Consider the following 14,614-nt stretch of genomic DNA (forward strand, 5'->3'; position numbering starts at 1 on the left):
TGGTGGTTGAGGTCAGGCGTAGGTCTCGATGACGCGGGAGTCGTCGCGGGTGCCCAGACCCGCTTCCGCGGCCGCCAGGTAGCGGGATCGAGCGGCGTCGAGGACGGGAGTGGCGGCGCCGACCGACTGCGCGGCGTCGGCGACCAGGCCCGAGTCCTTCACGAAGATGTTGATCTGGCTGGTGACCTCGACGTCGGTGTCGCCGAGCATGCGGGGGCCGCGGTCCGAGAGCATCCAGGACCCGGCAGCACCGGACTCGACGAGCGGCAGCACGTGCGCGGGGTCGAGTCCGAGCTTCGCGGCCAGGGCGAGCGCCTCGGCCGCGACGACGATGTGGACCGCGCACAGGTGCTGGTTGACGACCTTGATCGATTGACCCTGCCCGAGCTGTTCGCCGACGACGCGGACGCTGCCGAAATGCGACAGCAAGGGGGTCACCGTTGCGACGTCGTCACCCGGGCCTGCCGCGAAGATGGTGAGCTCGCCTGTGCGTGCACGAGCCACGCCGCCTGTGACGGGCGCGTCGACGACGCGGGTTCCCGCGGCGATCAAGCGGGTGGCGGCGTCGGTGACGGCATCAGGGCCGACAGTGCTCATGATCACCCAGGTGGTGCCGGCCGCCACGCCGGCGCCGAGAGCCTCGGAGACGAGCGTGGCGAGCTGATCGGGAGTGGCGACCATTACGACGATCACGTCGGCGACGGGGACCTCGACGATGGATGCCACGGCTGACATGCCACGTTCCCGTGCGCGTTCCTGCGCGGCGGGGAACGGATCGACCGCTGTGACGGCATAGCCGGCGGAATGGAGCTGCTCCGCCATGGGGAGGCCGATGGCCCCCACACCGACGAAGGCGACGGTGGGCAGTTCTGCGGACATGGGGACCTCCATCGGTACCGGGATCACGTGCTCACAATTGGTAGAACCAATTGCCGGAACCGATGTTACGACGATGTGGTGCGATTCGTCAAGATTGGTTTAACCAATTTGCGGACGGCCCGCGCGCGACGTGACCTCTCGGTCGTCAGTGGACCGCGGGAATGCCCAGCGACAGCCAGTTCTCGAAGTGCTCGCGCATCGCGCGCCGCGCGGCCTCCGGGTCGCGCGCGGCCAGGGCATCCACCACGGCGTAGTGCACACTGTCAGTGCGGCGCACGCCGTCGTCGTCGACGGGCTCGACGGCGACCGCCTCCAGGCGACGAATCCGGATGGCTTCACGCAGCACATGGCTGAGACCCTCGTGCACGAGACGAAGAACGGGGTTGTCGATCATCCCCTGCAGCCGGCGGTGGAATGCGACGTCTGCCTCGAACGCGGCGTCGTGGTCGTCGCGACGGGTCGCAGCGATCATGCGGTCGACGTCGTCGCGCAGCGCCGCGATGTCCTCGTCCGAGGCCTCGGTGGCGGCGACCTCGGCGATGGCCTCTTCGAGCAGCATCCGCGACTCGGCGAACTGCGCATCGCTGAGATAGCCGAACGCGCGCGCAATCGTGAAGTAGGCCCGGACGAACTCATCGGACGGGGTCTCCAGGTACGTGCCGCGACCCTGAGTGCGATGCAGGAAGCCGAGGCTCTCGAGCACCGACAGCTGTTCACGCAGGGCACCACGACTCATGCCGAGCTTCTCGCCGAGCTCGCGCTCAGGGGGAAGCCGGTGCGCCGTGCCTTCTTCGAGCGTGGTCAGCGCGAGAAGTCGGGAGACGAAGCTCTCGATCGGTTCCGGCATAGTGGCCCTCCGATTGGCTGGACCATTCGATCGTAGTCGTGACGCGCGCCGCGTACCGACCCTGTGCTGACGTGCGCTCAGCCGATCAGCCCGCCCCGCCCGGGCGCCGCGAGCAGCCGACGGCGGCGCAGGGTCAGCGCACCGAGCAGGGGTGCGACATCGCCGAGACGCGCGGGCACGATGGCCTGCGGTCCGGTGAGCCCTCCGACGCCGATCGTGTCGAGGGTCGCCTCGGGCATCTCGCGGACGCGATCGCACACGTCGGCGAGGTAGCCGCCGAGCACCACCATCTGGGGGCCGGCCAGCATGATCGCGGTGTCGACGATCATGCGGATCCACATGACCGCGTCGTCCAGAACCGCACCGGCCGGCTGCGCGCCGGCCGCGGCCCGCGTCACCATCTCGGTCAGCGCGGCCGGCAGCCCCGACGCGCGGCGCAGGTCGCCGAGGCCTGCGCGATCCACGAGCAGCTCGGGGTCGGCCACGGTCACGAGGCATCCCCGTCGGCCGCACTCGCACTGCTTGCCGCGCGGGTCGACGATCGTGTGGCCGGGCACGAACACGGTGCCCTTCGATCCGCCGAAGATCTCGCCGTCGGCGATGACGGCGCCGCCGATGCCGGTGGCCGACCGGATGTAGACGATGCTCTCGAGGTCGGCCGCGGCATCCGTCGCCTTCAGGGCGCTGTACTCCGCGAACGCCGCATACTGCGTGTCGCCGGCGAGATGGATGCCGTCGGGGAACGGCGCGATCCGCTCGGCGACCAGGCGCTTGAGCGGCACATCGGTCCAGCCGAAGTCGAGCGCGTAGCGCACCGCATCCGACCCGCGCATCACGAACCCGGCGATGATGAGGTCGAGGCTGCGCACGGCGACCTTCTCGGCGGCGAGCGCGCCGCGGCACCGCTCGATCGCCTCGCACAGCTGTGCCACCACCGGCTGCGGGTCGCCGGTCGGGGTAAGGGCGTCGACGCGGCTCTCGTAGCGCACGCGTCCGCCCAGGTCGACGGCGAGCGTCACGATCGCGTCGAGCTGCAGGTAGACGCCGGCCAGCACGATGTCGGAGCCATCGAGTTCGAGCCGCTCGAGCGGGCGGCCAACGCCGCGCTCGGCCTGCGCGGCCGACACCCGCACCAGCCGGTTCTCGAGCAGGACCGCCGACAGGTTCGACAGGGCGCTGCGGGCCATGCCGGTGGCGGCGGCGAGCTCGGCGCGCGCGGCGGGACCGTCGTGGTCGAGCGCCGTCAGCACGAGGCCCAGGTTGTGATCGCGGACGTCCTCGTTCGCCAGCGCCGTCTTCTCGTGTACCGCCACGGTTTCATCCTGCCACCCCGCACCGCGGCATCCCGTATTTAATTCAAAGCTTGCATTAAGACCGGATGCTGTGGTTCACTCATTCGGTCGCGTTCCCGCACACCCGCTCAAGGAGGAGCCCCCATGTCCACCGACACCGACGTCGCCGTCGAACCCGCACCCCTCTCGGCCACCAGACGATCCGTGCTGTTCGGATCGATGCTCGTCAACAACCTGATCCTGTTCATGGTCTACGCGGGCGTCATCGCCGTGCTGCTGCCGCAGCAGGTCGCGCTCATCGACGACGCGAACAAGGTCAACAACTTCGCGATCGTCACGGCGGTCTCGGCCTTCGCCACCCTGTTCGTACAGCCTCTGGTCGGCGCGTTCTCCGACCGCACCCGGTCGCGCTTCGGACGACGCTCCCCCTGGATCGTCGTCGGCGGCGTCGGCGGCGGCCTGCTCGTGATCGCCCTGCAGTTCGCGAGCGTCATCCCCGTGCTCGCCTTCGTCTGGGTGCTCGCGCAGATGCTGCTGAACGCCCTGCAGGGACCGACCACCGCGATCATCGCCGACCGCGTCGAGATGAGCCGCCGCGGCTTCGGCTCGGCGTTCGTCGGCGTAGGCACCGCCGTCGGCGCGGCCATCGGCATCACCGTCGCCGGCGCCCTCATCACCCGGCTCGGTCTCTCGTACACGATCTTCGGCATCGCCGTCATCGTGATGTCGATCCTCTTCGTGATCGTCAACCCCGACCGATCGTCGGCCGATCTCGAGGTACCGGCCTTCCGCTGGGGGCGGTTCATCCGCGGCTTCTGGGTGAATCCCATCAAGCACCCCGACTACGCGTGGGCCTTCGCCGGACGCTTCTTCATGGTGCTCGGCTACCAGGCCATCCAGAACTACGGTCTTTACATCCTCACCGACTACATCCACCTGCCGCTGGCCGACGCGGGCACGCTCTACGGCCGCATGTCGATGATCACCGCCGGCACCACGATCGTCGGCACGCTGATCTTCGGGCGGATGTCGGATGCCCTCCGCCGCCGCAAGATCTTCGTGTTCGGGGCATCCCTGCTCATGGCGATGGGCGTCGCGGTGCCGCTGATCAACCCGACCGCCGGCGCGATGATCGTGTACGCCGTGCTCGTGGGCATCGGCTACGGCGCCTACATGTCGGTCGACCTCGCGCTGATGATCGACGTGCTGCCCTCGACCGGCGACATCGGCAAGGACCTCGGCATCCTCAACGTCGCCTCGAACATCCCGCAGACGCTGACGCCGGTGATCGCCGCCGTGCTGCTGGGGATCTTCGCCGGCAACTACGCCGCCATCTTCGTGTTCGCGATCATCGCGGTCGTGTTCTCGTCGTTCCTCGTGTTCCCGATCAAGAAGGTCCGCTGATGCCCGTCGTCTCCACATCCCACGGTCCCGTCGAAGGATTCTGGCGCGACGGATCCGCCGCGTTCCTCGGTGTTCCGTTCGCCGCTCCCCCGGTGGGCGAGCTGCGGTTCGCCGCCCCGGCGCCGCCGACCCCGTGGACGGCGGTGCGCCCGGCGACCGCCTACGGCCCCACGCCCCAGCGGCGCCCGTTCGGTGAGACCACGGCGATCCCCGAGCCGTCGATCCCCGGCGAGCAGACCCTCAACGTCAACGTGTTCACGCCGGCACCGGGGCGGGATGCCGCGCTCCCGGTACTCGTCTGGATCCACGGCGGCGGCTACTTCGCCGGGTCGCCGGCCAGCCCCTGGTACGACGGTGCGGCGTTCAACCGTGACGGCGTCGTGACCGTGACGATCTCGTACCGACTCGGCTTCGACGGATTCGGCCTGATCGACGGGGCGCCGCACAACCGGGGCATCCTCGATCAGATCGCCGCGCTGGAATGGGTGCGCGACAACATCGCGGCGTTCGGCGGCGACCCTCGGCGCGTCACGATCGCCGGCCAGTCCGCCGGCGGCGGCAGCGTGCTCACGCTGCTCGCGTCGCCGGCGGCCGACGGCCTGTTCCACGCGGCGATCAGCGCATCCGGCGTGCTCACGACCCGCACGGCCGACGACGCGCGCCGGATCACCGCACAGGTCGCCGCCGCGGCGGGCACCGGCGACTGGCGGTCGCTGAGCGAGGACGAGCTGCTCGACGCCGAGCGCGCCGTGTTCTTCGCGCCCGCGCCGCCGGCCGCGTCGATCGGCGAGGTGCTCACCGCGGGCCTCGAGCCGCCCATCGGCCCGTACATCGACGGCGAGGTCGTCGATGACCTCTTCGAGCGACTGGGCCGCGGCATCCATCACGACACCCCCCTGATGCTGGGCACGACGGCCAACGAGTTCGCGTTCGCTCCGTCTCCGGACGCGCCGCCGAGGGAAGAGGTGGATGCCGCTCTCGCCGCCGCGGGCGCCTCCGAGCGGGCACGCACGGCGTTCTGGCACGAGATCGACCGGATCGGCGACGGTCGCATCGAGGGGCAGCTGCACTCGACCGGCGGGTTCCGCACCGCGGTGCCACGCATCGCCGCCGCCCGGATCGAGGCGGGGTCGGGGGAGCGCACGTGGGCGTACGACTTCCGCCACCACGCGCCGAGCATCGGGATCGCAGGGCACTGCTTCGAGCTGCCGTTCGCCTGGGACCTCGGCGACGCCGAGGGCGTGCAGGCGCTGCTCGGCGAACCCGCGCCGCAGCAGCTCGCCGATGACGTGCACGGCTCGTGGGTGCGGTTCATCTCCTCGGGCTCGGTCTCATGGCCGAGTTCGAGTGAGGAGGTCACCGGCGCCCAGGTGTTCGACCTGCCCGAGTCGGGCTACGCAGCCGATGCGTATCTGCTCGAGGCCGAGGTGAGCGGGGCCGCCGCCCGGGTGTGACGGGGCGGCCCCCCACCCGGCGCCTCGGTACGAGGTGGATGCCGCTGGCCACGATGCGCCGGCACGATGGCCCGCGGCATCCCCTCCCCTACGACACCGCCATGCGGGTGAGGCTGCGCGCGTAGTCCTCCTTGAGCACCCGCAGATGGAACCACGACTCGGTCGCGGCGACCCCCGGCAGGGCGCGGAGTCGCTCGAGGTCGGCGAACAGGTCGCCCGCCGTCGGCTCGACCAGGGTCGCGATGACGTCGAACCGCCCCACGGTGCGGGCGGCGAAGTCGACGCAGGGCCAGTCCTCCAGGGCCGCGACGGCCGCCTCATCGTCGGTGAGGGTCAGCCCCACGCCCAATGACAGCTGGCGTCGCGCGGCGCCGCGGGCCTCGACCGCGCTGATCCGGATGACGCCGGCGTCGACCAGTCGCTGCACACGGGTCGCCACCGCCGACGGCGACAGGCGCACGGTCTCGCCCAACGCACGGTAGCTGCGGCGCCCGTCGCGCTGCAGCTCTTCGATGAGCGCCCGATCGGTCTGATCGAGCGTGATCTCGCCACGGAAGTGCGACATGAAGAAACCCTTGATCACCGACTCGTAGATGAGCGTGTTGACCTCGACCACACCCGGGATCTCACGGATCTGCGCAGTCATCGCGCGCAGCCGGGCCATCGAGCCGACGCGCACCTCGGCGATGAGGTCATAGACACCGCCGACACCCGAGACGAGCACGGTCTGCTCGAGCCCGCGCAGCCGCTCGGCGATGGCCTCCACCTGCCCGTCGGCGCGGATCGAGACATGCGCGAGCACATGCTGCCCGAGAAACCCCGGGTCGACGGCCGCGACCACCCGCACCGTGCCGTCGCGCAGCAGCGCCGACAGACGCGCCGACACCGCGGCACGAGGACGCCCCACGATCGCGGCGAGCTCCTGAATGCTCGCCCGGCCGTCCACCTGCAGCGCGCGGATCAGCTCGGTGTCGACATCCATCTCGGGCCTCCTTGGGAGAGATTCCCGCAACTGCACGGGTGAGCGTTCAAAAAGTCAGTGGAAACACCCTTTCAGCTCAGATAGTACCCATCCTGCAGCACCACAGAATCAGAACACCGGCCAGAGACCGTCATCACTGGAGTTGTTCGCTGGACGCGCCGCCGCAACCGGGGCTAGCATCCATCGCAATCCAGCACCCCGCAAAGGAGCGGTCATGTCCACGCCTTCCGTCCATACCCGCGCACGCCGCGCCGGCATCGCCGCGTTCGTCGGCACCACGATCGAGTGGTACGACTTCTACGTCTACGCGACGGCCGCCGCCCTCGTGCTCGGCCCGCTGTTCTTCCCCAGCTCCGACCCCGTCGCCGAGACCGCCTCTGCCTTCGCCACGTTCGCGGTCGCCTTCATCGTGCGGCCGTTCGGCGGCATCCTGTTCGGGCACATCGGCGACAAGCTCGGCCGCCGCCTCTCACTGGTGATCACCCTGCTCGCCATGGGCACGGCCACCGTGCTCGTCGGCGTGCTGCCCACCTACGGCGCGATCGGCATCTGGGCGCCGATCCTGCTGATCACCCTGCGTGCCGTGCAGGGTCTCGCCGTCGGCGGCGAGTGGGGCGGCGCGGCGCTGATGAGCGTCGAGAGCGCACCCGAGAAGCACAAGACCTTCTACGGCGGCTTCACCCAGCTGGGCAACCCCGCCGGCGCCCTGCTGGCCTCGGGCATCTTCGCGATCATGTCGCGGTTCGGCGACGACTTCATCATGAACGGCGGCTGGCGCATCCCGTTCCTGCTGTCCATCGTGCTGATCGGCGTCGGCATCTGGGTGCGCTACCGGGTCGAAGAGACCGAGGTCTTCGAGAAGAAGGTCGAGGGCCGCAAGCAGGCGATGCCGCTCGCATTCGCGATCCGCGTCAACTGGAAGCCGATCCTGCTCGGCATCGGCCTGCTGCCCATCTCGACCGGCGGCTACTACCTGGCCACCACCTTCGCCACCGCCTACGCGGTGGGCGAGCCGATCAAGCTCGATGAGAGCGTGATCCTCGATGCCATGACCATCGCCTCGTTCGTCGAGTTCCTGGTCACCCTGCCCGTCGCCTGGCTCGGCGACAAGTGGGGCCGCAAGACCGTCATGTACGTGGGCTTGGTGACCTCGGTGCTCGTCTTCGCGCCGTTCCTGCTGATCATGCCGGGTCGTGTGGAACCGCTCATCTTCCTGTTCGCATCGCTGATCCGCGTCACGATGAGCGCCACCTACGCGCCGTTGGCCACGATCCTCACGCAGATGTTCCGTCCGCAGGCCCGGTACACCTCGGTCGCCCTCGCCTACGGCGTCGGCGCGGCGGTGTGGGCCGGGTTCTCCCCCTGGTTCGCCACGCAGCTGGTCGCCTGGACCGGCAGCATCTGGTCGGTGATCGCGATGTTCACCGCGATGGCCATCCTCGCGATCTTCTGCACGAAGTTCGCTCCTCAGCACTCCGATGAGGCTCCGGTCACCGACAGCTTCGTCCCCCGCACCGACACCACGACGGCCCGCACCGTCCGAGGAGCCCGCTGATGCGCACCCTGGTCCCGTTCGACACCCCGGCGCAGCAGGCACCGCGCATCATCACGGCCCGGCTGATCCGCACGGTCGACGACGCACTGCCTGAGGCGCGCGCGATGCTCATCGACGCGGGCCGGATCCTGGCGATCGGCACCGTCGAGGAGTGTCGGGATGCCGCATCCGCCCGCCGCCTCGACGCCGAAGAGATCGATCTCGACGATGCGGTGGTCGTGCCCGGGTTCATCGACCCGCACAGTCACCCGCTGATGTACGGCCAGATGATGACCTGGGTCGACTGCGGCCCGGAGAAGGCCGGATCGATCCCCGAGATCGTCGCGCTGCTGAAGGCGGCCGCCGCAGACCTCCCGGCCGACCGCCCCGTGCGCGGGTACGGCTACGAGCAGCGCAATCTCGCCGAGAAGCGGCATCCCACCCGCTTCGAACTCGACGAGGTGGCCACCGACCGCGAGGTGTACCTCATGAACGCGTCGGGGCACGGCGGCGTCGTGAACTCGTACACGCTCGAGATCAACGGCGTCGATCGCGACACACCGAACCCCGACGGCGGCGAGTTCTTCCGCGACGCCGACGGCGAGCTCACCGGCGAGCTGTCGGACGCCGCCTGCAACATCCTCACCGGCGTGCACGGGGTGAAGATCGGGCATCACGGCCCGAATTTCCACCTCGCCGACGAGCCGGCCGAACATCTTCGACAGCTGGATGCCGCGACCCGTCGCTTCCTCGCGGGCGGCGTCACCGCGCTCGGCGACTGCCAGGTCACCCGCCGCGAGTTCGACATGTACCTGCGGCTGGCCGAGAAGGACGGACTGCCGCTGCGGGTGTCGATGTACCTGCTGTCGCACCTGCTCGACGAGGCCCTCGACATGGGCCTGGTCGGCCAGTTCGGCAACGCCTACCTGAGCTTCGCGGGCATCAAGCTCTACGCCGACGGCACGCTCGGCGGGTGGACGGCCTACTTCCCCGACGGATACGTCGGCGATCCCTGTCGCACCGGGCAGCTCTACCACGAGCCCGCCGAGTACACCGCGCTCATCCGCAAGGCGCACGCTGCGGGGCTGCAGACCGCCACGCACGCGCAGTCGCCGACCGCGATCGAGATGGTGGTCTCGGCGATCGAGCAGGCGCTGGCCGACCGCCCCGACGACGACGCGCGGCACCGCATCGAGCACTGCGGCCTGCCCACACCCGAACAGATCACGCGGATGGCCGCCGCCGGCATCCGTCCCGTCAACCAGACGCAGCACTACTACAACTGGGGCGAGGGCGTCGAAGAGGCCATCGGCACCCCCGGCGAGCGCTTCAACCCGCTCGGCGAGTTCGCCGCCGCGGGCGTGCCGATCACGCTGTCGTCCGATGCCCCGGTCGCCGAGCCGATCCCGCTCGAGGCCATCCAGACCGCGGTGACCCGTGTGACCCGTCGGGGCCACAAGCTCGGCCCCGACTCGCTGCGCATCTCGGCCGAGGCCGCCCTGCGCGCCCACACCTACGAGGGTGCCGTCTCGCTCGGGCGCGAACGCGATCTGGGCTCGCTCGCGGTCGGCAAGTGCGCCGACTTCGCGGTGCTGTCCGACGACCCGGTGACGGTGCCCGGCGACGAGATCGCGGCCATCCGAGTGCTGCAGACGTGGGTCGGCGGCGAACGGCGGTACGAAGGATCATGACCGAATACGACGACACCGCCGGCCGTGCCGTGCTGCAGACGCTGCGGTCCTACGGGATCACCACGGTCTTCGGCATCCCCGGCACCCACAACCTCGAGCTGTATCGGCCACTGGCCTCCCTCGGCATCCGCGCCGTCACGACACGGCACGAGCAGGGCGCCGGGTATGCGGCCGACGGCTGGGCGCAGCAGACGGGCCTGCCCGGTGTCGTCATCACCACCTCGGGCCCCGGGCTGCAGAACGCCATGAGCGCGGTGGGCACCGCCTACTGCGAGTCGCGGCCGATGATCGTCCTGTCGCCGGGGCCGGCGACCGGCGATGAGTTCGCCGACCGCGGCACCCTGCACGAGACGAAGGATGCCACGGCCATGGCGGGCGCGGTGGCACTGTGGTCGCGCCGTGCGGCATCCGCGGCCGAGGCCGTGCAGGCCGTGCACGACGCGTTCGAGCTGTTCCGCACCGGGCGGCCGCGCCCCGTGCACATCGAGATCCCACTCGATGTGCTGGAGGCGCCCGCCGATGTGCCGCAGGCCGAGCGCGAGGCGCGTGCGATGCCGCAGGCCACGGGCGGCGACGCCGCCCTCATCGCGCATGCCGCGTCGCTTGCGGCGACCGCCGACCGTCCCGTGATCATCGCGGGTGGCGGAGCGACGGGCGCGGGCGCCGAGATCACCACGCTGGCCGAACGGCTCGGCGCCCCGGTGCTCACGACCCTGAACGGCAAGGGCACCGTCGACGAGCACCACCCGCTCTCGCTGGGATCGAACCTGCGCCTGCCCTCCGCCCGCGCGGCGGCCGAGGCATCCGATCTGCTCATCGTCGTGGGGTCGAAGCTCGGCGAGGCGGAGCTGTGGGCACCGGCGCTGCACCCGCACGGCGATGTGATCCGCGTGGATGTCGCCGAGGCGCAGCTGCAGAAGAACCTGACCGCGGCCGTGGCGATCCGGGGGGATGCCGCGGCCGTGGTCGGCCGACTGGTCGCGGCGCTGCCTCACGACGTGCGGCCTGCGCCCGACCTCGCCGAGGTGCGCGCACGGATCGCCGCCGAGATCGCTGAGGCCCTGCCCGACACCGCCGCGCTCGGTGCGCGCGTCGTCGACGCGCTGCCCGACGACGCGATCGTCGCCGGCGACTCATCGCAGATCGTCTACATGGCCGTCGCGAACCAGCTGCAGGCCGCCGTGCCGCACACGCTGCTGTACACGCCGACCTATGCGACGCTCGGCTACGGGCTGCCGGCGGCCATCGGCGCGCGGATCGCCGATCCGTCGCGCCCGGTCGTCACCGTGATCGGCGACGGCGCGCTGATGTTCTGCGTGAACGAGCTCATCACCGCCATCGAGCAACGCCTCGATCTGACGGTGGTGTGCGTCGAGAACGGCGGATACGCCGAGATCAAGCAGAACGAAGTGGATCGCGGCATCCACCCCATCGGTGTCGATCTCGTGCAGCCCGACTGGCCGGCGCTCGCGAGCGCGTTCGGCGCGACCGGACGCGCGGTGGACGCCACCGGCGACGTCGAGGGCACCGTGCAGGCCGCGATCTCGGCGGGCGGGGTGCAGCTCGTGCACATCCGACAGGAGGAGACACATCATGAGTGAACCGATCGGACCGGTCGACGCCTCGACGAGCCCGCGCTATGCGGGGATCGCGACGTTCGCCCGCCTGCCGCGCATCGAAGACGTGCCGACCGTCGACATCGCGGTCGTCGGCGTGCCGTTCGACAGCGGGGTCAGCTACCGTCCGGGTGCCCGGTTCGGTCCGTCGCACGTGCGCGAGTCGTCGCGACTGCTGCGTCCCTACAACCCCGCGCAGGATGTGTCGCCGTTCGCTCTCGCGCAGATCGTCGACGCCGGCGACATCCCGGTCAATCCGTTCGACATCACCGAGGCGGTCGACGAGATCGGGCGTGCCGTCGACGCCCTGCACGAGCGGGCGCAGCGGGTCATCACGATCGGCGGCGACCACACCATCGCGTTGCCGCTGCTGCGCTCGGCCGCCAAGCGCCACGGACCGGTCGCCGTGCTGCACTTCGACGCGCACCTCGACACGTGGGACACCTACTTCGGCGCCCCGGTCACGCACGGCACACCGTTCCGCCGCGCATCGGAAGAGGGGCTCATCGACCTGACCGCGAGCTGCCACGTCGGCACGCGCGGGCCGCTCTACTCGAAGCAGGACCTGCTTGACGACGAGCGGCTCGGGTTCTCGATCGTCTCGAGCGAGTACATCGAGGAGTCGGGGGTCGCCGCCGCCATCGACCGCATGCGGGGCCGCCTGGGCGACAAGCCCGTGTACGTGTCGATCGACATCGACGTGCTCGACCCGGCCCACGCTCCGGGGACCGGCACGCCGGAGGCGGGCGGCATGACCAGCCGGGAACTGCTGCGCATGCTGCGCGCCCTCAGCGACCTGAACGTCGTGGGCGCCGATGTCGTCGAGGTCGCCCCCGCATACGACCACGCGCAGATGACGGGGGTCGCGGCCAGCCACGTGATGTACGAGCTGATGTCGCTGCTGTCCGCGCAGGTGTCCCGGTAGGGGGTGGATGCCGCGGGCCGCGGCTCGAGCGGCGGCTGCGCGCGGGCGGCGCGTGTAGCCGCTCACAGCGCGGGCAGCGGCCCGAGGCATCCACCATTCCGGCGCCACTGTCCCAGAACGGACGCACCATGAAGACATGGACACTCCGACGCCGCGCACCCGGCTGACGGGAAGCTATCGACCCGTGGGCGAGGGCGCGCGCCTGCTCGGTCCGCTCGGCGACGACGAGCAGGTCGCCGCGACGCTCGTGCTGCGCCGCCGCGGCGAGGCACCCGATCCCACGGTCCGCGGGCTCTCGACCGAACAGCTCGGTGACCGGTACGGCGCGGATCCGGCCGAAGTCGACGCCGTGCAGAAGGCGCTGACGGATGCGGGCATCGACATCGTGCAGGTGGATGCCGCGACCCGTCGCATCCGGATCTCCGGCCCCGCGGCGCGGATCAATGCCCTGCTCGGCATCCACCTCCAGCGATCGACCGGCGCCGACGGCAGCACGTTCCGGCACTGCGATGACGACGTGACGCTGGCGGATCCGTTGGCCGGGCGCGTCACCGCGGTGCTCGGCCTCGACGATCGCCCGCAGGCGCGCGCACACAGTCGCCGCGCGGCGGCGGCATCGACCTCATACACGCCGCCGCAGGTCGCCGCGAAGTACGACTTCCCCGACGGCGACGGCTCCGGGCAGCACCTCGCGATCATCGAGCTGGGCGGCGGGTTCCGCACCGACGACCTGCAGGCGTACTTCTCCGATCTGGAAGTGCCGCTGCCACAGGTCGCCGCGGTCGGGGTCGACGGCGCCACGAACGATCCGGGGACCGACACCGACAGCGACGGCGAGGTCATGCTCGACATCGAGGTGGCCGGATCCCTCGCGCCCAGAGCCACGGTCACCGTATACTTCGCGCCGAACTCCGACGCCGGGTTCCTCGACGCGATCGCCGAGGCCACGCGTGCCGACCCCGCCCCGACGGCGATGAGCATCAGCTGGGGGCAGAGCGAAGACCAGTGGTCGGCGACCTCGCGCACGTCGATGGATGACGCGATCGCCGACGCCGCCGCCCGCGGCACGACGGTGGCCGCGTCGGCGGGTGACAGCGGCAGCAGCGAGGGCGAGTCCGACGGCGCGGCGCACGTCGACTTTCCGGCATCCAGCCCGCACGCGCTCGGCTGCGGCGGCACCCGGCTGCCGTCGTCGGGCGCCGAGACCGTGTGGAACGACGGCTCGTCCGGCGGGGCGACCGGCGGCGGGGTCAGCGACGTGTTCGCGCTGCCGTCGTGGCAGACATCGGTCGGCGTGCCCGACCGGTCGGGTGGCGGGCCGGGACGCGGCGTGCCCGACGTCGCGGGCGACGCCGATCCCGACACCGGATACCGGGTGCGCGTCGACGGACAGTCCGCCGTCTTCGGAGGCACAAGTGCCGTCGCACCGCTCTGGGCCGCGCTCGTGTGCCGCCTCGCGCAGGGCGCGGGGACCTCGTTCGGGATGCTGCAGCCGCAGCTCTACGCGGGTGTCGGTGCCGGGGCGGTGCCCGCCGGCTTCCACGACATCACCGCCGGTGACAATGGCGCCTATTCGGCCGTCCCCGGCTGGGATGCCTGCACCGGCCTGGGCACCCCGATCGGCACGGCGCTGGCCGGGGTGCTGAGCGCGGGTTCGTAGGGACGGGTGGTGGTGATCCGGCACGGGCACGGGCCTCACTCGTCCCAGCGGATGACCCCCGCGACACTCTCCTCGGCGTGCGCTATCGCGGCCTCGAGCGTGGGGAAGCCGATCGAGTCGGGCTTCGGCTTCTTCGTGCCCGCGCCTTCGAGGCGCACGTAGTAGAGCAGCCGATCGGTGCCGAAGAAGAGCGTGGGCATCTGCCCCTTCTCGAGGGTGCCTTCGAGCGCAGCGAGCTCGTACCAGTAGTCGTACGGCATCCCGGTGATGTCGATCGGGCGGCTGGTGCCGTCGGCGTCCGTCCAGGTGCCGCTGCGCAGAATCTTCACA

The 14,614-nt window shown here is 70.6% G+C and carries 12 protein-coding genes; 7 read left to right on the forward strand and 5 right to left on the reverse strand.

All coding sequences use genetic code 11. The annotated features are described in order from the left end of the window. Nucleotides 1–12: 12 nt before the first annotated feature. The 3 genes from ABMQ42_RS00550 to ABMQ42_RS00560 form a co-directional block, all read right to left on the reverse strand. A complete protein-coding gene (locus tag ABMQ42_RS00550; RefSeq protein ID WP_349720633.1) occupies nt 13–879 on the reverse strand; it encodes an NAD(P)-dependent oxidoreductase in 867 nt (288 codons plus the stop codon). 145 nt (nt 880–1,024) lie between these two features. Then, entirely contained in the window at nt 1,025–1,726 is a 702-nt protein-coding gene (locus ABMQ42_RS00555) for a FadR/GntR family transcriptional regulator (protein WP_349720634.1), read from the reverse strand. Nucleotides 1,727–1,803: 77 nt separating this feature from the next. Further along, entirely contained in the window at nt 1,804–3,039 is a 1,236-nt protein-coding gene (locus ABMQ42_RS00560) for an ROK family protein (protein WP_349720636.1), read from the reverse strand. Between the two features lie 123 nt (nt 3,040–3,162). Between ABMQ42_RS00560 and ABMQ42_RS00565 the strand changes: the two genes are divergently transcribed. Further along, a complete protein-coding gene (locus ABMQ42_RS00565) occupies nt 3,163–4,422 on the forward strand; it encodes an MFS transporter (RefSeq protein ID WP_349720637.1) in 1,260 nt (419 codons plus the stop codon). After that, nucleotides 4,422–5,876 carry a carboxylesterase/lipase family protein gene (locus ABMQ42_RS00570; RefSeq protein WP_349720638.1) on the forward strand — a complete coding sequence of 485 codons (1,455 nt, stop codon included), beginning with the start codon at nt 4,422–4,424 and terminating at the stop codon, nt 5,874–5,876. Before ABMQ42_RS00565 ends, ABMQ42_RS00570 begins: the two co-directional genes overlap by 1 nt. Nucleotides 5,877–5,964: 88 nt before the next feature. On the opposite strand, the gene ABMQ42_RS00575 is transcribed toward ABMQ42_RS00570, so the two are convergent. After that, a complete protein-coding gene (locus ABMQ42_RS00575) occupies nt 5,965–6,858 on the reverse strand; it encodes an Lrp/AsnC family transcriptional regulator (RefSeq protein ID WP_349720639.1) in 894 nt (297 codons plus the stop codon). 214 nt (nt 6,859–7,072) lie between these two features. On the opposite strand from ABMQ42_RS00575, the gene ABMQ42_RS00580 reads away from it, so the two are divergent. The 5 genes from ABMQ42_RS00580 (at nt 7,073) to ABMQ42_RS00600 (ending at nt 14,284) form a co-directional block, all read left to right on the forward strand. Next, on the forward strand, nt 7,073–8,413 hold the full coding sequence (locus ABMQ42_RS00580; protein ID WP_349720640.1) for an MFS transporter: 1,341 nt from the start codon (nt 7,073–7,075) through the stop codon (nt 8,411–8,413). Beyond that, a complete protein-coding gene (locus ABMQ42_RS00585) occupies nt 8,413–10,083 on the forward strand; it encodes an amidohydrolase (protein WP_349720641.1) in 1,671 nt (556 codons plus the stop codon). The genes ABMQ42_RS00580 and ABMQ42_RS00585 overlap by 1 nt, the downstream gene beginning before the upstream one ends. Beyond that, entirely contained in the window at nt 10,080–11,684 is a 1,605-nt protein-coding gene (locus tag ABMQ42_RS00590; protein ID WP_349720642.1) for a thiamine pyrophosphate-binding protein, read from the forward strand. Before ABMQ42_RS00585 ends, ABMQ42_RS00590 begins: the two co-directional genes overlap by 4 nt. Then, nucleotides 11,677–12,624: an agmatinase gene (speB, locus tag ABMQ42_RS00595; RefSeq protein WP_349720644.1), complete on the forward strand. Its 948-nt coding sequence runs from the start codon at nt 11,677–11,679 to the stop codon at nt 12,622–12,624. Before ABMQ42_RS00590 ends, speB begins: the two co-directional genes overlap by 8 nt. A gap of 136 nt (nt 12,625–12,760) precedes the next feature. Further along, on the forward strand, nt 12,761–14,284 hold the full coding sequence (locus ABMQ42_RS00600; protein WP_349720646.1) for a S53 family peptidase: 1,524 nt from the start codon (nt 12,761–12,763) through the stop codon (nt 14,282–14,284). 35 nt (nt 14,285–14,319) lie between these two features. On the opposite strand, the gene ABMQ42_RS00605 is transcribed toward ABMQ42_RS00600, so the two are convergent. Then, nucleotides 14,320–14,613, reverse strand: a complete 294-nt coding sequence (locus ABMQ42_RS00605) for a hypothetical protein (protein ID WP_349720648.1) — start codon at nt 14,611–14,613, stop codon at nt 14,320–14,322. Between the last annotated feature and the right edge of the window lies 1 nt (nt 14,614).

The sequence above is a fragment of the Microbacterium sp. KR10-403 genome (assembly GCF_040196215.1).
Classification (GTDB): Bacteria; Actinomycetota; Actinomycetes; order Actinomycetales; family Microbacteriaceae; genus Microbacterium.

Excerpts from the sequence above, each read along its gene's own strand:
- ABMQ42_RS00555 (WP_349720634.1), bottom strand. The coding sequence starts at position 1,726 with ATGCCGGAACCGATCGAGAGCTTCGTCTCCCGACTTCTCGCGCTGACC.
- ABMQ42_RS00580 (WP_349720640.1), top strand. The coding sequence starts at position 7,073 with ATGTCCACGCCTTCCGTCCATACCCGCGCACGCCGCGCCGGCATCGCC.
- ABMQ42_RS00590 (WP_349720642.1), top strand. The coding sequence starts at position 10,080 with ATGACCGAATACGACGACACCGCCGGCCGTGCCGTGCTGCAGACGCTG.
- ABMQ42_RS00575 (WP_349720639.1), bottom strand. The coding sequence starts at position 6,858 with ATGGATGTCGACACCGAGCTGATCCGCGCGCTGCAGGTGGACGGCCGG.
- ABMQ42_RS00585 (WP_349720641.1), top strand. The coding sequence starts at position 8,413 with ATGCGCACCCTGGTCCCGTTCGACACCCCGGCGCAGCAGGCACCGCGC.
- ABMQ42_RS00565 (WP_349720637.1), top strand. The coding sequence starts at position 3,163 with ATGTCCACCGACACCGACGTCGCCGTCGAACCCGCACCCCTCTCGGCC.
- speB (WP_349720644.1), top strand. The coding sequence starts at position 11,677 with ATGAGTGAACCGATCGGACCGGTCGACGCCTCGACGAGCCCGCGCTAT.
- ABMQ42_RS00550 (WP_349720633.1), bottom strand. The coding sequence starts at position 879 with ATGTCCGCAGAACTGCCCACCGTCGCCTTCGTCGGTGTGGGGGCCATC.
- ABMQ42_RS00600 (WP_349720646.1), top strand. The coding sequence starts at position 12,761 with ATGGACACTCCGACGCCGCGCACCCGGCTGACGGGAAGCTATCGACCC.
- ABMQ42_RS00570 (WP_349720638.1), top strand. The coding sequence starts at position 4,422 with ATGCCCGTCGTCTCCACATCCCACGGTCCCGTCGAAGGATTCTGGCGC.